Source organism: Pedobacter antarcticus, assembly GCF_900103515.1.
GTDB classification, from domain to species: Bacteria; Bacteroidota; Bacteroidia; order Sphingobacteriales; family Sphingobacteriaceae; genus Pedobacter; species Pedobacter antarcticus.
Genome location: NZ_FNGZ01000002.1, coordinates 271,180 through 285,878 on the forward strand (window position 1 = coordinate 271,180; position 14,699 = coordinate 285,878).

Sequence of the window (14,699 nt, forward strand, 5' to 3'; positions counted from 1 at the left end):
GTGTTGTTTAATAAGTTTCAAAGGGCAGTAATGAATGTTTAATGCGAAATAAATAAAACATTTGAGATGTATTTGCAATTGAGGAAAAATCACATTATATTTGCACCTCTCAATAAAAAAAATTATAGTTAAGATATCATACAGTTATGAAAAGAACATTCCAACCTTCGCAAAGAAAGAGAAGAAACAAACACGGCTTCCGCGAAAGAATGGCTACAGCAAACGGTAGAAGAGTATTAGCTTCTCGTCGTGCAAAAGGAAGAAAAAAATTATCAGTTTCTGACGAACGTCGTCACAAAGCATAATTTTGATTGCTGCACGTAAGTGCTGGCAGATCATTTCTGCGAATTCGCAATCAAAAAAATGAAAAAATTCACTAAAGAAGAACGGTTATGCAGCAGAAGTCTATTAGACCTGTTGTTTAAGAACGGTTCTTCTTTTTTATTATACCCGTTCCGGGTATCTTACCTGCTTATTCCGGGTAAAAAAGTATCGCCTGCCCAAGTGGTAATTAACGTTTCTAAAAAGCGTTTCCGGCGTGCACACGACCGAAATCTGATTAAACGCAGAATGCGCGAAGCGTATCGTTTAATTAAGTCGGAAAAGCTGTATTCTTATCTGGATAATCCTGAACAATCTCTATTGTTATCATTGCAATTTATTGGCAAAGAACACCTTGAATTTTCTTTTATGCAGAAAAAGATGGAATCTGCTTTTAAAAAGCTCAACTTAGCACTCCAGGATGAGACTCTTTAACCGTATTTTCTCGTGGTTTTTTCTACTGCTGATCCGTTTATATCAGGTGCTTTTATCGCCTTTACTCGGAGCAAGTTGCAGATTTACGCCAACCTGCTCTCAGTATGGTATAGAGGCGATCAAAAAACACGGCCCCTTTAAAGGAGGCTGGCTTACTTTAAAGAGGATTGGACGTTGTCATCCCTGGGGGAGTCATGGTCATGATCCTGTTCCATAATTCAAATTTTATCAATCTTTTATGGCCACCATACTTCAAATTGAAACTGCTACTCAGGTATGCTCCGTTGCATTATCAGTCGATGGACAGACTACGTACCTTAAAGAAATAGCCGCTCAAAATATCCATGCTTCCAGTCTTACACTTTTTATACAGGACGTTATGCAAAGGTCAGGCTTGGATTTTAATGCATTGGATGCAGTTGCTGTAAGTAAAGGACCTGGTTCGTATACTGGTTTACGTATTGGGGTGTCTACTGCAAAAGGCCTGTGTTTTGCGCTTGATAAACCATTAATTGCCGTCGATACGCTAAAAATGATGGCCAGTGGATTTATAAAACAACATGCTGGTTATACGGGGCTGGTGTGCCCCATGATAGATGCGAGGAGAATGGAAGTCTTTACCGCGCTTTATAGTGTGAATCTTGACTGTGTACTGCCTGTGGAAGCTAAGATCGTCGACGAACAAAGTTACAGGCATGAATTACATCAGGATATCACTTTTATCGGCGACGGCGCAATGAAATGTGCCGATATCCTGGCACATAACCACGCACATTTTAATAGTGATAATTTTAACAGCGCCGGCGCAATGAGTCAATTGGCATTTGATGCTTTTCAGCTGCAGCGTTTTGAAGATCTGGCTTATTTCGAGCCTTTTTACTTGAAAGATTTTATGATCACCCAGCCTAAAAAGAAAATCTAATCAATTCATCAGTAAAAAGAATCTTAGTGTCAGTTAAAGCTGGTCACTATTTTGGGTTGAATAGTTGTTCAGGTGTATTAATCATGAAATTTGTTTGAAAACGGCCTTTATCTCCATTTAACTGCAATAGAATTGAGCTGAAAGCGCGGAAGCCTTGTTGTGACAGAAAATGTTTGTAAAAGGGGGTGAATAATGTTTTTCTGGCTAATTCTGTAGAATTTTCGGGGTTAAGATAAAAACTGATTCCAGCTGTTTTGGAAAGCTGGTTATAAAGTGCTGTATATTCTTTTGTATTCATAAGCAGGTTATCTGATTTGTATTTTCTTAATATATCCTGCAGCGTTGATGGCTGGTTGGCTACAATCAGATTATTGTCTATAATGGTATAGTATGGTGTATCAAAAGGGCGCATCGGATCGCCGAAATACGCAAATAACAGGCCCGGACTTTTTAACTGCTGAATCTCATTATCATAAGGTACACTGATATCTAATAATAATTGACCTACCATATCTCCGTTACTCAAATTAATTGCACCTAGATTTTCTCCGGTTTTTAGTTGAAAAGTTATAAGTTGATCTTTAAAGTAAACCGGGAATATCTTATTCGGATCCAACCGGTAGGTTTGTTTAATTTCGTTCAGAATTCTACTGATCTGCTGATCCTTTTTTTGAGAGGAAAAAATTCTATCCAAGGCAGGTTTAAATTTGCTTTGATAATCGGGGATACTATATAACCTGTAATTTGATGTATTGTCCGGGAGGATCTGGTCAATGGTGATTCTGGCCGGCTGCATCTCAGAAAAGATATGTAAATACTGATCCTGTTCGGAAACTTTAGTACTTCCATTTAGAAAGATGCGTTCCTTGCTAAAATTATAATTCAGGGTTGCAAATGATTCAAGTTGGTTGAGAATAGCCAGATTACCTGATAATTTTCCCGGTAATACCGCACTTAGTAGTTCTGGTATTTTGCTAAAGTCTACATATAGGTTACCAAGGCTGTTTTGCCTGAGCTTTCCTGCAGACCGGATATAATTAACAAAAGCTTGTGACTTTTTCAAGGGCATTAGTTCCAGACTTTTTTCAATAGGTTCTCTGGCTTCAGAAATCAGAATTAAACTTTTATCAATACCGAGGTAAAAACTAATGCTATCAGTCAGATTAATATGATACAGTTCTTTTTCTTGTCTTACCTTTATTCCTCCCTTTTTCAATGCCTCAAGTAATTGCTGTTTTTGAGCATCCTGCTGAAGCTGCGTACTAATCATATAACTTATCTTCTTGCCTGGACCAGGGACAAAACTGATTAGAATATCGCTATTGGCTAATAAACTGTTTATGGCTGGCTGATCTGCTATTTTATCTTTAAGTAATAGTAATTGTTCTGACTTTTCTTTGCCTAACAGTTGTAGAAAAAGGTCCTGGCCTTTTAGGATATCAAAGATGCGCTGGTCATTATAAACAGAAAAGACAAGACCTGAATTTGCGGTGGCTGCAAAAAGGCTGTTTTCCTGATAATCACTTCCTGTATTGAGTTTGGAAAAATAAAAATAAGCCATTCCAAACATTGCAATGCATAAAACAATAAGAATAAAGTATATTTTTTTCAATGTATTTGGGTGTTATGGGCGACAGGGCTATCCTGAGTTGCTGTTCTAGCAAATTTAATTTAATTAGTTCGATTACTAACGAAATGCAAGCAGGTTTCTTAATTTTGTAGAAGGTAGAACTTAAATTAAACAATGAACAGACGTATAATTTTAACGGCTTCTTTTTTTGGAGCAGTCGCGGTAATCCTTGGTGCATTCGGTGCACATAGTCTTAAGAATTTATTATCTGCAGATGCGATTTCAATCTGGACTAAGGGAATTGAATACCAGTTTTATCATACTTTTGCATTATTGTTTCTTTCTACTTTCGGACGCTTCCGTTCCAGACTTGTTGACTTTTCTTATCTATGCTTTTCTTTAGGTATCGTGCTTTTTTCAGGATCACTTTATTTACTGGCAACCCGGGAGGTTACCCAATTAAGCTGGGTCGGTATACTTGGCCCAATAACTCCTTTAGGTGGTTTATTTCTGATAGCCGGTTGGGTCTTGTTATTTTTTGCTGCTTTAAAAAATCGCTAAATGGGAGAAATGACAGAACTTGATTTTGAGGAACGGAATACCTTATTTGTCGAAGTTATTCTCCCGCTGTCGCTTTCTAAAAATTACATTTACCGCGTTCCATTTGAACTGAATGACCATGCTGAGTGCGGTAAACGGGTAATCGTTCAGTTCGGGAAAAATAAAATTTATACAGCACTGATCAAAAGAATCAGTCGCGATGCACCAGAGCTTTACCAGGCGAAGTATATTCTTGATGTCATTGATGAGTTTCCGATTGTTAATGCTGCCCAGTTCCGTTTCTGGGACTGGATGACGTCATATTATCTGTGTAATGAGGGCGATGTGATGTCTGCGGCGCTGCCTGCTGGATTAAAACTCGCTAGCGAGACCATTATCGTCCTAAAGGAAGAGATGAGCTTGGATACGCTTGAAATCAATGAGAAAGAAAACACTTTGCTCACCGCATTAGTTAAACACAAAAAGCTTACCGTCGATCAGATCTCTTCTTTAATGGGGCAAAAATCTGTTTTTCCATTAATTCGTGGTTTGTTAGAGAAGGAAGTCGTTTTTATCGCGGAGGAAGTGATTGAAAAGTATAAGCCTTTACTCAAATCCTATATTGAGCTGGAACCATTTTACAGGGAAGAGGAAAATTACCGTTCCCTGTTTGAGATCCTTGAAAAAGCACCCCGGCAACTGGACGCATTTCTTAAGTATACTCAGCTTTCCAGAGCGGGGCAGATTGTCTCCCGGCAACAGCTGCTGGAAGAAAGCGGTTGTGGGCAGGCGGCATTAAAAACGCTGATCGATAAAGGTATTTTTCAGGTCTTTAAAAAGAAAGTGAGCCGTTTGAGAGATGAAAATGATGAGTCTATTCTCAATTTCGAACTGAGCCCAGCACAGCAGAAAGCGCATGACGAGATTCAGCAGTCATTTTTGGAGAAAGACGTCGTACTGCTTCACGGAATCACGGCATCCGGCAAGACTCAGGTTTATATTAGAATGATAGAAAAGGCTATCGCTGAGCAAGGGCAAGTTTTATTCCTGCTGCCTGAAATTGCACTGACAACCCAGATTGTAGAAAGAATTAAACGTTATTTCGGTGACACGATTGGAGTTTATCATTCTAAATTTAATGATAATGAGCGTGTGGAAATCTGGAATCGTGTATTGAATGGAAACTATAAAATAGTGCTCGGTGCGCGCTCTGCAGTTTTTCTTCCTTTCAATAACCTTAAGCTTATCGTTGTAGATGAGGAACATGAAGCTTCGTATAAGCAGAATGAACCTTCTCCACGTTATCAGGCCAGAGATGCAGCAGTATACCTGGCTCATCTCCATAAAGCTAAAATCGTTCTGGGATCGGCAACGCCTGCTATTGAAAGTTATTATAATGCGCTGCAAGGCAAATATGGCCTTGTAACACTGCATGAAAGGTTCGGAGGGGTTGAGCTTCCCGTTCAACAAGTTATTGGAATTGCTGAACAGACGAAGAAGAAAAAGATGGTTTCTTATTTTTCTACGACGCTGCTGGATGATATTACTTCGACTTTAGAGAAGAAGGAGCAGGTTATTTTATTTCAAAACAGAAGAGGCTACGCAACTATTCTGATCTGTAAAACCTGTGGTTTTGCTCCTAAATGTGTGAACTGTGATGTCAGCCTTACTTTTCATAAGAGCAGCGGTAAACTTCATTGCCATTACTGCGGATATCAGGAGAACAGTATGAATATCTGCCCTGCCTGCGGTTCTGTACACATAGAACAGAAAGGTTTCGGTACCGAGCGGGTAGAGGAGGAGCTTAGTCTATTGCTGCCGGAAGCTAAAATTGCCAGACTGGATGTGGACAGCACGAGAACAAAAAATAGTCTTCAAAAGATTATAACAGATTTTCAGGATAAAAAGACTGATATTCTTATCGGTACTCAAATGGTCGCCAAGGGTCTTGATTTTGATAATGTGACGTTAATTGGCGTTATCAATGCTGATACTTTACTGAATTTTCCCGATTTCCGAGCATTTGAACGAAGTTATCAACTGCTGGCACAGGTTGCCGGGAGGGCAGGAAGAAGGGATACTCAGGGGAAGGTGTGCATCCAGGCATATGATGCAGACCACCGTATTATTAAGCAGGTTGTTGCCAATGATTATATCGGAATGTACGAAGACGAAATTGCAGAACGCAAGGCGTTCAATTACCCGCCTTTCAGCAGGATGATTTTCATTAATATGAAGCATAAAGATCCTAATGTTTTGAATGCTGCATCTATGCGTTTTGCAACTATGCTCAGGGTTACACTGGCAGATCGTGTTTTGGGACCTGAGCAGCCGCTGGTTTCCAGAATCAGGAATTACTATATCCGTCAATTAATTATCAAAGCAGATAAATCGACAGCAATTCAAAAAGTTAAGTCTGTGCTTAAGCAAACTATTCACGATTTTAACACTGAAAATAGTTTTAAAGGTGTTATTATTCAAATTGATGTAGACCCTTATTAAGGCATTTGTTTTTTTATGGCACTGAATATTATCTGCAGTAAATTGGACCCGTTCACGGAATTAAAACTGGAATAATACCTTAAAATTCGGGTTCAATAGCGTATTTTTGAAATGCGATGGCATATAAGTTTGTAGATAATTACCGGGAGCGGGGAGCGAGAAAAAAATTGGTAGAGCATTTAAAAGCCCGAGGAATTGCAGATACACGTGTACTTCAGGCAATAGGTAAAGTTCCCCGGCACTTTTTTTTCGATGAAACTTTCTGGAATCAGGCTTATAAAGATATCGCGTTCCCAATTGGTGATGGTCAAACCATTTCTCAGCCCTATACTGTAGCCTATCAAAGTGAATTATTGCATATCAGCAAAGGAGATAAAGTCTTGGAAATAGGTACCGGTTCTGGATATCAAACCTGTATTTTAATGGAATTAGGCGCAGAAGTGTATACGATTGAAAGACAGGAAGGCATTTATAACCACACAATTAAAGTGCTGCCAGGTATGGGATATCCCGCCCACTTCTTCTTTGGTGACGGTTCAATGGGGATTGCCAGCCATGCTCCTTATCATAAAATAATAGTTACAGCCGGAGCCCCCTTTGTACCTGAAGTTTTATTGAAGCAATTGAAAATAGGCGGAATTCTCGTTATCCCTGTCGGTGATGAAAATGCACAGGTAATGGTTACTGTGATTCGAATCAGTGAAACTGAATACGAGAAATTTGAACTGGATACATTCCGGTTTGTACCTTTAGTGGGAGACCAGGCCTGGTAATTAAACCTTTAATGCCCGGTCCATTTCTCTTTTTGACTCTCTGTCTTTAATACTGTCTCTTTTATCGAATTCTTTTTTACCCTGTGCGAGTGCTATCTCTATTTTGGCAAACCCACGTTCGTTGGTAAATATTCTCAGCGGGACGATAGTGTATCCCTTCTCCTCACTTCTGAACTTTAATTTTTTTAGTTCTTTCTTCTGCAGTAATAAGATCCTGTCCCTTTTAATATCATGATGATGGAAAGAACTATGGCTGTATTCTGAAATATGCAGGTTTCTAACGTATAATACATTTCCAATGAACATGCAGAAAGCATCGGTCATATTCGCTTTACCTTGCCGGATTGCTTTAATTTCCGTTCCAAGTAAAGCCAGGCCTGCATTATATTTCTCTACAATATGATAGTCAAAATAAGCGCGTTTATTTTTTATTTGTATGTCGTTCTTCATAGAATTAGCGAATATCAGAAAGAAATGCCGGTTTACGACAGATTTAGCTGAAAATACATGATGATTATTATCGAATTACCAACACTGGTACACCGATTTTATGCCTTACTGCATCAACAGTAGTGCCGAAAATCAAATCTTTTAATCCTTTATGTCCATGTGCACCCATTACTAATAATTCCAGCTCCTGTTTATTAGTGATTTCTGCAATTGCTTTTGCCGGGCTTCCATAGCCGATATATGGAAATGCTTTATAACCTAGTTTTTCCAGGTTTGCACAGTATTTCTCCAGATTCTCAGCATCAAGTTGTGTTTCATGGTCCATAGCCGACGTACCGTGATATCTGGCTGCGGCGGTCTCTACAATATGGATAAGGTGATAGCTAGCCATTTTACCTCCCTGCTTTAAAGCCTGTTGAATAGTGTTGCGGTCATTTTTAGAGAAATCTACTGTGATTCCAATTTTCTGGTAAGGTTTAATTTGTGTGTCTGGTATGTCCAGCGCGATCCCGTGTGGAATATTGTGGGAGTCTTCTCTATTCTTTTTGATGAAAGGATATATAAATATATATACCAAAAGTAAGGCGATGATAACAGCTACCGGTACGATTAGCGCATAAATATACCAGTTATTGATTTCCTTGCCCCATCCTGAGATCTCCTCAATTACAAGCTGTATGTTCAGTGCTACAATGATTAGCGCACTGGTCCAGGCGAGAATTTTTACCCACGTTTTTATAGCGAAACCTTTCATCTCTTTCTTGTCAGAGGTGAAATGAATTAATGGGATTACAGCAAATCCTAATTGTAAACTAAGCACCACCTGACTAAGTATCAATAGTCCGCTTAAAGCGTCATTTCCAAAATATAAGATGGTAAAGAAGGCGGGAATTATGGCTAGTAAACGTGTAATCAACCTGCGTAACCAGGGTTGGATCCGCAAATTAAGGTGTCCTTCCATCACGATCTGCCCAGCAAGTGTGCCTGTCACAGTTGAGCTCTGTCCAGCGGCAATTAATGCTATGGCAAAAAGAGCAGGTGCCACATTTCCAAAGATATGGCCTAGAAGTTTATGTGCGTCTTGAATCTCCGCAACTTCATGCAGTCCATTTTTGTAAAAAGCCGCCGCTGCCAGAATAAGTATAGCCGCGTTGACGAAGAATGCAAGATTTAATGCAACTGCAGTGTCAATAAAGTTGAATTTCAATGCCTCTTTTATACCTTCAAAATCTCTTTTGAAGTTCCTGGTTTGTACCAAAGAAGAATGGAGATAGAGATTATGCGGCATTACAGTTGCGCCGATAATACCAATGGCGATATATAAAGCATCACCTGAAAGCACAGAAGGTTCCAAACCTTTAACTATCTCCTTTAAAGAGGGTTCTACGATGAACATTTCAACCAGAAATGAAAGACCGACGATAAATACCATTGATACGATGAAAGCTTCCATTTTCCTCATCCCTTTATTCATCAGAAAAAGGAGTAAGACAGTATCAAATATGGTAATACTGATACCCCAGATTAAAGGCAGTCCAAAAAGCAGGTTAAGTCCGATGGCCATACCTATTATTTCTGCAAGATCACAGGCGATGATTGCCGTTTGCGCCAACCCAAAAAGCGGTATATTAACCCATTTTGGATAGGCATTCCTTGACGCCTGGGCGAGGTCAAGACCTCTTACTATCCCAAGTCTCGCGCTGAGCGACTGCAGTAAGAGCGCAATCAGGTTGGACATTAGCAACACCCAGATTAACTGGTAACCATATTTACTTCCCCCAGCAATATCTGTCGCCCAGTTTCCAGGATCCATATATCCGACACTGACAAGGTAAGCCGGACCAATAAAAGAGAGTATTCTTCTCCATCCTTTTCTTTTTCCTGTATCTACACTCTGATGTACTTCGCTTAATGATTCAGATTTTTTCATTAATTATCTATTGATTTTTAGTGCTGACAAGAATATGTTGTGCAACTTTTCTGCTTATACTTATTTTTTTTCCGGAGCAGTCCAGTTCCAATGTACCGTCATAGCTGGTAATTCCTTCTATTAATAATGATTCCCCAATGGTAAGTCCAAGTTTTTCAAGATGTTTAAGATAGGGCGAAGAATGCTCTGTAACGCCGATTATAACAGCATTGATATTTTCAGGGAGCTCCAGCAAGCCTGTTTGTACTGCGATCTCGAATTCGCCTGAACTATCAGGAATGAGGTCGCCATGGGGGTCTCGTTTCGGATAATTCAGAAACTTATCAAGGCGCTCAATCAATGGCTGATAACCAACGTGCTCCAATTCTTCGGCAATATCATGTACTTCATCCCATCCAAAATTGAGCTTTTCTACCAAAAACACTTCCCACAGACGGTGTCTCCGGATAATCTGTATTGCTATTAATTTCCCTTGCTCAGTTAGCGTAACGCCTTGATAACGGATATAATTGATCAGTTTTTTGTCTGCAAGTTTTTTGAGCATGTCAGTTACTGACGCTGCCCTTGTATTCAATTTGCCCGCAATTGCATTGGTCTGAACAGGCATTTCCTGCACCTGATACAGGTGAAAGATTACTTTCAGATAGTTTTCCTCTGTAAATGAGTGCATTTTGTATACCTAATTTTAAATTTAGATAAATCTAAAAAAAATTCTAAAAAATAATGCATAATTATATTCTTAATTTTTAGAATTAAATTTGGTAATTAAACAGTTGTTGTTCTACCTTTACGCTTAAGATCAATTATACAAATGGCAACAGAATTAGATAAGATAGACTTTAAAATACTTAGACTCTTACAAGAGAACGGGAGGATTACCAACTTGCTGCTATCCCAGGAAATAGGATTATCTCCGGCACCAACACTGGAAAGGGTTAGAAAGCTGGAGATGTCTGGGTTTATAAAGAGTTATCATGCCTTGGTTGATGAAGAAAAGTTAGGACTTGGTATTAAAACGTTTATTCAAGTCCAACTCGATTTTCACAAGAATAATACTATTCAGATTTTCCTTGATGAGGTAAACCTGATTAAAGAAATTACAGAATGTCATCACGTGACCGGGCAGGCAGATTTCTTGCTTAAAGTTTATGTAAGTGATATTAAAGCTTACGAGAGACTAATTATGGATAAAATCAGTAAAATTAGCGTCGTGAAGACTTTTCAGACGATGATGATTATGTCCACGACAAAGAAAGAACCTATCGTCCCTCTGGAATATTAGATATAGACACAGTTAAAACAAAAAGCCTGTTAACTGGCAGATCACACGATCTGCCAGTTAACAGGCTTTTTGTTTTTAGATATAAGATATGCGTTGGTTTTTGAAAAAGGACTGCTTCCGAAAAATCCGGTATATGAGGAGAAAGGGGAAGGGTGAGGAGCTTTAAGAATCAGATGTTTTTGGCTATCAATTAATAACTCTTTTTGCTGAGCGTACTTACCCCACAGTATAAACACCAGACCGTCTCTATCTTTTGATAGCTTATTTATTGCCTGGTCAGTAAATGCCTCCCAACCTTTACCTTGATGTGACCCTGGTTGATGCGCTCTAACGGTAAGTGTCGCATTTAATAATAATACTCCTTCAGCGGCCCAATGACTCAGATCGCCATGATCCGGAGTTACGAAACCCGGAATATCAGTTTCGAGTTCTTTGTAGATGTTTCTTAATGAGGGAGGAATTTTGATGCCTTTGTTAACAGAAAAGGAAAGTCCATGCGCTTGTTTTTCTCCATGGTAAGGATCCTGTCCTAGAATCACGACCTTTACTTTGTCGAAAGGTGTTTCATTAAACGCATTAAAGATCTGGGAGTTGGGCGGGTAAATTTGCTGATTACTTTCTTTTTCAGAAAGGAGAAAGGTTTTCAGATTTTGCATATATGGTTTGCTGAATTCGTCCTCCAGTTCTGCCTGCCATCCTGATTCTAATTTTGCTGCCATATTCATTCTATTTTTTTATGAGTGCTAACAAATCGTGTTCTAATGAGATCTCTGGTATTTCTGTGATACGTCCAAGTTCGGAACCGTCAGTGTTTGTCAGGATAAACACCGGGATTCTTGTAAAGTTAGGCACTTCTTTCATTTCTTCACCGGGCGACTTTTCCTGATCTACACTGATTATTGTCAGCTGGTCATAGGGGAAACCGGCATGATCAATAACTTTAAGAAATCTTGGAAGCTCCCTTTGGCAGTCGCTGCACCAGGTTCCCAGGATAATAGTTATTTTCTTATTTAATAATAGTGGATGTAAATGTTCAATGATTACCGCCTCGGGACGATAAGCTGGGTATTCAGCTATATAGCTAGCTTGCATGTCAGGAATCGAGAATAGGTCGTCCGGATGGTGTATGTAGGGCATAATATTATATTATGAATGCGCTCAGGTTCAAAAAATCCTGGTAAAGATATTAAATAGAGAGCCAATAGTTTTTTTGTTTAAATATTATTTAATATCTGATTTTTGGTATATAAACACGATATTTGCAGCAAAAATATAATTAAAAAAGATATGCCAAACATAGTCAGACTAATAGCGGGATTTGTAATATTCGGAAGTGCAGTAGCACTGATGTTTTTCGGATTCTGGGGATGGGGAATTTTAGCCGTCTTCATTAGTATCCTTATTATTATTACTTTCTTTTACAATGAAAACATGCTGTTAGCGCAATGGTTTTTAAGAAAAGACGATATGCCGAAGGCTGAAGCCTTTTTAAGAAGAATTACTAACTATGAAACGCAGCTTTTCAGAGCTCAACATGGCTATTATAATCTGTTAATTGGATTAATCGAATCGAGAAAAGCACCAATGCAGTCTGAGAAATACTTCAAGAAAGCATTAACTCTTGGTATGCAGATGGACCATAATATCGCTTTAGCTAAATTAAGCCTGGCAGGTATTTCAATGGGTAAAAGAAATAAAAGAGAAGCTCAAATGTATCTGACGGAAGCAAAGAAAGCAGACAAGAATAAACTACTGGCCGATCAGATTAAACAAATGAAAGATCAGCTAGGAATGCTGGATAAACAACAGCAGGTTAGATACAGATAGAAAAATATTAAAGACAAATAAAAAAAGCCACATCATCATGTGGCTTTTTTTATTTGTCTTCCAGGTTATCATATGAATCATTTGAATGATATTCATTCCTGATGATCATATCGTCATCCATCGGATCGGTATTCTTTCGGAAAAAGAATTGCTCCGCCTGTATTCTTTTAATTAACTGTCTCACTAAACTAAGATCATAGGACTCTTTGTTTAATTTTATACAGTATTCGCTTTCTGTTATTTCGAGGCTTGTCTGATTCATAATTTATAAAAATTAACTGCGATAAAAATAAAAAAGGCCCGCTGTATTTACGTACAACGGGCCATTAAGTTTATAACAATTTTATGTTAAATCAGTCCTAATTCTTTTCGAACCAGCTTGTTACCTCTTCTTTTGAAGGCATAGGAGTTTCGATTTTCAATTTTTTTCTCATTCCACCCAGGTCATTAAACACCTTGTTCGCATTTGCAGCGGCCAGATCTTCTAATGTATTGACGCCCATTTTTCTAAGAACAACTACCCATTCAGCAGGAATACCAGCATTTACAAAATCTTCATCAGATGTAATTTTCGCTTTCTTTTCAGGTCTCATCTGAGGGAAGAAAAGAACCTCTTGAATTGTCGATTGATTAGTCATCAACATGACCAGCCTGTCAATTCCGAAACCTAAGCCCGATGTAGGGGGCATACCATACTCCAATGCGCGGATAAAATCATCATCCATAGCCATAGCTTCGTCATCGCCTCTCGCTGCTAGTTTTAGTTGTTCTTCAAAACGCTCTTTCTGATCAATAGGGTCATTAAGCTCCGAATAAGCATTGGCAATTTCCTTACCGTTGACAAATAGCTCAAATCTTTCAACAAGACCTTCCTTACTACGGTGCTTTTTCGCTAAAGGTGTCATCTCAAGAGGGTAATCCGTGATGTATGTAGGCTGGATCAGATTCGCTTCTACTTTCTCGCTGAACAGTTCGTCAATCAATTTACCCCGTCCCATTGAACTGTTTACTTCGATACCAAAACTAGTACAGGTTTCTTTGATCTCAGCTTCCGTCATTTCAGAAACATCTACTCCGGTATACTTCTGTATAGATTCATACATTGTAAGTTTTTCGTAAGGACCAGTAAAGTTAATCTCATGCTGCCCAACTTTAACTTTTCCTGACCCATGTATAGCTATCGCTACCTTCTCCAGGCATTCTTCTACCATACCCATCATCCATATATAATCCTTATAAGCCACATAGATTTCCATTGCGGTATATTCAGGATTATGTGTACGGTCCATACCTTCGTTACGGAACATTTTGCCAAATTCATAAACCCCGTCAAAACCGGCAACAATTAATCTTTTCAGATAAAGTTCGTTGGCAATCCTCAGGAAAAGAGGCATGTCTAATGTATTGTGGTATGTTTCAAAAGGTCTTGCTGCTGCACCACCGTGGATCTGCTGGAGAATAGGTGTTTCGACCTCCATCCAGCCCTGCTGATCAAAATAGTTTCGCATGGTATTGATAACCTTGGACCGGTTAATGAAAATCTGTTTAAAGCCAGGGTTTACGGTAAGGTCAACGTAACGTTGTCTGTAACGTAATTCAGGATCAGTAAATCCATCATATATATTGCCTTCTTCATCTCTTTTAACTACAGGCAAAGGCTTCAGTGATTTTGAGAGCAGTGTGAAAGCCGTAACGTGAACAGAGATCTCACCGGTTTGTGTCGTAAAGACGTATCCTTTAATCCCGATGAAGTCACCCAGGTCAAGAAGTTTTTTAAATACAGTGTTGTAGATTGTCTTATCCTCACCAGGACATAATTCATCCCTCTTCAGATATACCTGAATACGGCCAGTCGAGTCTTGTATCTCTACAAAAGCTGCACTGCCCATAATTCTGCGGGTCATAATTCTTCCAGCGAAACTAACCTTCTGGTAAGCATCCTTATTATTTTCATAATTCGCTAAAATGTCAGCTGCATTGGTATTGATCTCGTAACCCTCAGCAGGATAGGGGTCAATGCCCAGTTCACGTAGCTGGGTAAGCGCATTTCTACGCAGTATTTCTTGTTCTGATAATCCTGTACTCATATATGTTCAATATTCGGCTTAAGCCGGAAATTAGATTCTATCCTGATCTGATGATCAGTT

General features: G+C 39.0%; 17 protein-coding genes. 9 read left to right on the top strand and 8 right to left on the bottom strand.

Annotated features, from left to right (window positions below; genetic code table 11):
- Positions 1-146: 146 nt before the first annotated feature.
- From rpmH to tsaB, 4 genes are read left to right on the top strand one after another with little or no spacing between them, the layout of a single operon-like run.
- Positions 147-305: a 50S ribosomal protein L34 gene (gene rpmH, locus BLR53_RS04775; protein ID WP_008241331.1), complete on the top strand. Its 159-nt coding sequence runs from the start codon at positions 147-149 to the stop codon at positions 303-305.
- 58 nt (positions 306-363) lie between these two features.
- Entirely contained in the window at positions 364-756 is a 393-nt protein-coding gene (locus BLR53_RS04780) for a ribonuclease P protein component (protein ID WP_037445340.1), read from the top strand.
- Positions 743-973 carry a membrane protein insertion efficiency factor YidD gene (yidD, locus tag BLR53_RS04785; protein ID WP_074587687.1) on the top strand — a complete coding sequence of 77 codons (231 nt, stop codon included), beginning with the start codon at positions 743-745 and terminating at the stop codon, positions 971-973. The genes BLR53_RS04780 and yidD overlap by 14 nt, the downstream gene beginning before the upstream one ends.
- 21 nt (positions 974-994) lie before the next feature.
- Positions 995-1,678 carry a tRNA (adenosine(37)-N6)-threonylcarbamoyltransferase complex dimerization subunit type 1 TsaB gene (gene tsaB, locus BLR53_RS04790; RefSeq protein ID WP_074587691.1) on the top strand — a complete coding sequence of 228 codons (684 nt, stop codon included), beginning with the start codon at positions 995-997 and terminating at the stop codon, positions 1,676-1,678.
- Between the two features lie 46 nt (positions 1,679-1,724).
- On the opposite strand, the gene BLR53_RS04795 is transcribed toward tsaB, so the two are convergent.
- Positions 1,725-3,290, bottom strand: a complete 1,566-nt coding sequence (locus tag BLR53_RS04795; protein ID WP_143007826.1) for a hypothetical protein — start codon at positions 3,288-3,290, stop codon at positions 1,725-1,727.
- A 132-nt stretch (positions 3,291-3,422) separates the two neighbouring features.
- On the opposite strand from BLR53_RS04795, the gene BLR53_RS04800 reads away from it, so the two are divergent.
- The 3 genes from BLR53_RS04800 to BLR53_RS04810 all read left to right on the top strand — a co-directional run bounded on the left by BLR53_RS04800 (position 3,423) and on the right by BLR53_RS04810 (position 7,063).
- On the top strand, positions 3,423-3,809 hold the full coding sequence (locus tag BLR53_RS04800) for a DUF423 domain-containing protein (protein WP_037445320.1): 387 nt from the start codon (positions 3,423-3,425) through the stop codon (positions 3,807-3,809).
- Positions 3,810-6,290, top strand: a complete 2,481-nt coding sequence (priA, locus tag BLR53_RS04805) for a replication restart helicase PriA (protein WP_088776016.1) — start codon at positions 3,810-3,812, stop codon at positions 6,288-6,290.
- Positions 6,291-6,406: 116 nt separating this feature from the next.
- Entirely contained in the window at positions 6,407-7,063 is a 657-nt protein-coding gene (locus BLR53_RS04810) for a protein-L-isoaspartate(D-aspartate) O-methyltransferase (RefSeq protein ID WP_037445321.1), read from the top strand.
- Here the strand turns inward: BLR53_RS04810 and smpB are convergent, their stop codons facing one another.
- The 3 genes from smpB to BLR53_RS04825 all read right to left on the bottom strand — a co-directional run bounded on the left by smpB (position 7,064) and on the right by BLR53_RS04825 (position 10,113).
- Entirely contained in the window at positions 7,064-7,513 is a 450-nt protein-coding gene (gene smpB / locus BLR53_RS04815; protein WP_037445324.1) for an SsrA-binding protein SmpB, read from the bottom strand.
- A gap of 67 nt (positions 7,514-7,580) precedes the next feature.
- The gene (locus BLR53_RS04820; protein ID WP_037445326.1) at positions 7,581-9,443 is read right to left on the bottom strand and encodes an Nramp family divalent metal transporter; all 1,863 of its coding nucleotides are present in this window, start codon (positions 9,441-9,443) and stop codon (positions 7,581-7,583) included.
- Between the two features lie 7 nt (positions 9,444-9,450).
- Positions 9,451-10,113, bottom strand: coding sequence for a metal-dependent transcriptional regulator (locus BLR53_RS04825; protein WP_074587698.1), 663 nt, complete (start codon positions 10,111-10,113; stop codon positions 9,451-9,453).
- 141 nt (positions 10,114-10,254) lie between these two features.
- Between BLR53_RS04825 and BLR53_RS04830 the strand changes: the two genes are divergently transcribed.
- Entirely contained in the window at positions 10,255-10,725 is a 471-nt protein-coding gene (locus BLR53_RS04830; RefSeq protein WP_037445328.1) for an Lrp/AsnC family transcriptional regulator, read from the top strand.
- A gap of 41 nt (positions 10,726-10,766) precedes the next feature.
- Here the strand turns inward: BLR53_RS04830 and ung are convergent, their stop codons facing one another.
- A complete protein-coding gene (gene ung, locus BLR53_RS04835; protein ID WP_074588479.1) occupies positions 10,767-11,444 on the bottom strand; it encodes a uracil-DNA glycosylase in 678 nt (225 codons plus the stop codon).
- Between the two features lie 7 nt (positions 11,445-11,451).
- Positions 11,452-11,862, bottom strand: a complete 411-nt coding sequence (locus BLR53_RS04840; protein ID WP_074587700.1) for a TlpA family protein disulfide reductase — start codon at positions 11,860-11,862, stop codon at positions 11,452-11,454.
- 150 nt (positions 11,863-12,012) lie between these two features.
- Here BLR53_RS04840 and BLR53_RS04845 point away from each other — a divergent pair, with 150 nt between their 5' ends.
- Positions 12,013-12,552 carry a membrane protein gene (locus tag BLR53_RS04845; protein WP_037445330.1) on the top strand — a complete coding sequence of 180 codons (540 nt, stop codon included), beginning with the start codon at positions 12,013-12,015 and terminating at the stop codon, positions 12,550-12,552.
- 49 nt (positions 12,553-12,601) lie between these two features.
- Here the strand turns inward: BLR53_RS04845 and BLR53_RS04850 are convergent, their stop codons facing one another.
- Both BLR53_RS04850 and lysS read right to left on the bottom strand, forming a co-directional pair.
- Positions 12,602-12,814 carry a hypothetical protein gene (locus BLR53_RS04850; protein WP_037445207.1) on the bottom strand — a complete coding sequence of 71 codons (213 nt, stop codon included), beginning with the start codon at positions 12,812-12,814 and terminating at the stop codon, positions 12,602-12,604.
- A gap of 97 nt (positions 12,815-12,911) precedes the next feature.
- A complete protein-coding gene (gene lysS, locus BLR53_RS04855; RefSeq protein ID WP_074587702.1) occupies positions 12,912-14,639 on the bottom strand; it encodes a lysine--tRNA ligase in 1,728 nt (575 codons plus the stop codon).
- Between the last annotated feature and the right edge of the window lie 60 nt (positions 14,640-14,699).

What these genes read in the sequence shown, in the direction of transcription:
- smpB (WP_037445324.1), bottom strand. Translation starts at nt 7,513, where the DNA reads ATGAAGAACGACATACAAATAAAAAATAAACGCGCTTATTTTGACTAT.
- BLR53_RS04800 (WP_037445320.1), top strand. Translation starts at nt 3,423, where the DNA reads ATGAACAGACGTATAATTTTAACGGCTTCTTTTTTTGGAGCAGTCGCG.
- BLR53_RS04830 (WP_037445328.1), top strand. Translation starts at nt 10,255, where the DNA reads ATGGCAACAGAATTAGATAAGATAGACTTTAAAATACTTAGACTCTTA.
- rpmH (WP_008241331.1), top strand. Translation starts at nt 147, where the DNA reads ATGAAAAGAACATTCCAACCTTCGCAAAGAAAGAGAAGAAACAAACAC.
- BLR53_RS04850 (WP_037445207.1), bottom strand. Translation starts at nt 12,814, where the DNA reads ATGAATCAGACAAGCCTCGAAATAACAGAAAGCGAATACTGTATAAAA.
- BLR53_RS04825 (WP_074587698.1), bottom strand. Translation starts at nt 10,113, where the DNA reads ATGCACTCATTTACAGAGGAAAACTATCTGAAAGTAATCTTTCACCTG.
- BLR53_RS04810 (WP_037445321.1), top strand. Translation starts at nt 6,407, where the DNA reads ATGGCATATAAGTTTGTAGATAATTACCGGGAGCGGGGAGCGAGAAAA.
- lysS (WP_074587702.1), bottom strand. Translation starts at nt 14,639, where the DNA reads ATGAGTACAGGATTATCAGAACAAGAAATACTGCGTAGAAATGCGCTT.
- yidD (WP_074587687.1), top strand. Translation starts at nt 743, where the DNA reads ATGAGACTCTTTAACCGTATTTTCTCGTGGTTTTTTCTACTGCTGATC.
- BLR53_RS04840 (WP_074587700.1), bottom strand. Translation starts at nt 11,862, where the DNA reads ATGCCCTACATACACCATCCGGACGACCTATTCTCGATTCCTGACATG.
- BLR53_RS04780 (WP_037445340.1), top strand. Translation starts at nt 364, where the DNA reads ATGAAAAAATTCACTAAAGAAGAACGGTTATGCAGCAGAAGTCTATTA.
- BLR53_RS04820 (WP_037445326.1), bottom strand. Translation starts at nt 9,443, where the DNA reads ATGAAAAAATCTGAATCATTAAGCGAAGTACATCAGAGTGTAGATACA.
- BLR53_RS04845 (WP_037445330.1), top strand. Translation starts at nt 12,013, where the DNA reads ATGCCAAACATAGTCAGACTAATAGCGGGATTTGTAATATTCGGAAGT.
- tsaB (WP_074587691.1), top strand. Translation starts at nt 995, where the DNA reads ATGGCCACCATACTTCAAATTGAAACTGCTACTCAGGTATGCTCCGTT.
- priA (WP_088776016.1), top strand. Translation starts at nt 3,810, where the DNA reads ATGGGAGAAATGACAGAACTTGATTTTGAGGAACGGAATACCTTATTT.
- ung (WP_074588479.1), bottom strand. Translation starts at nt 11,444, where the DNA reads ATGGCAGCAAAATTAGAATCAGGATGGCAGGCAGAACTGGAGGACGAA.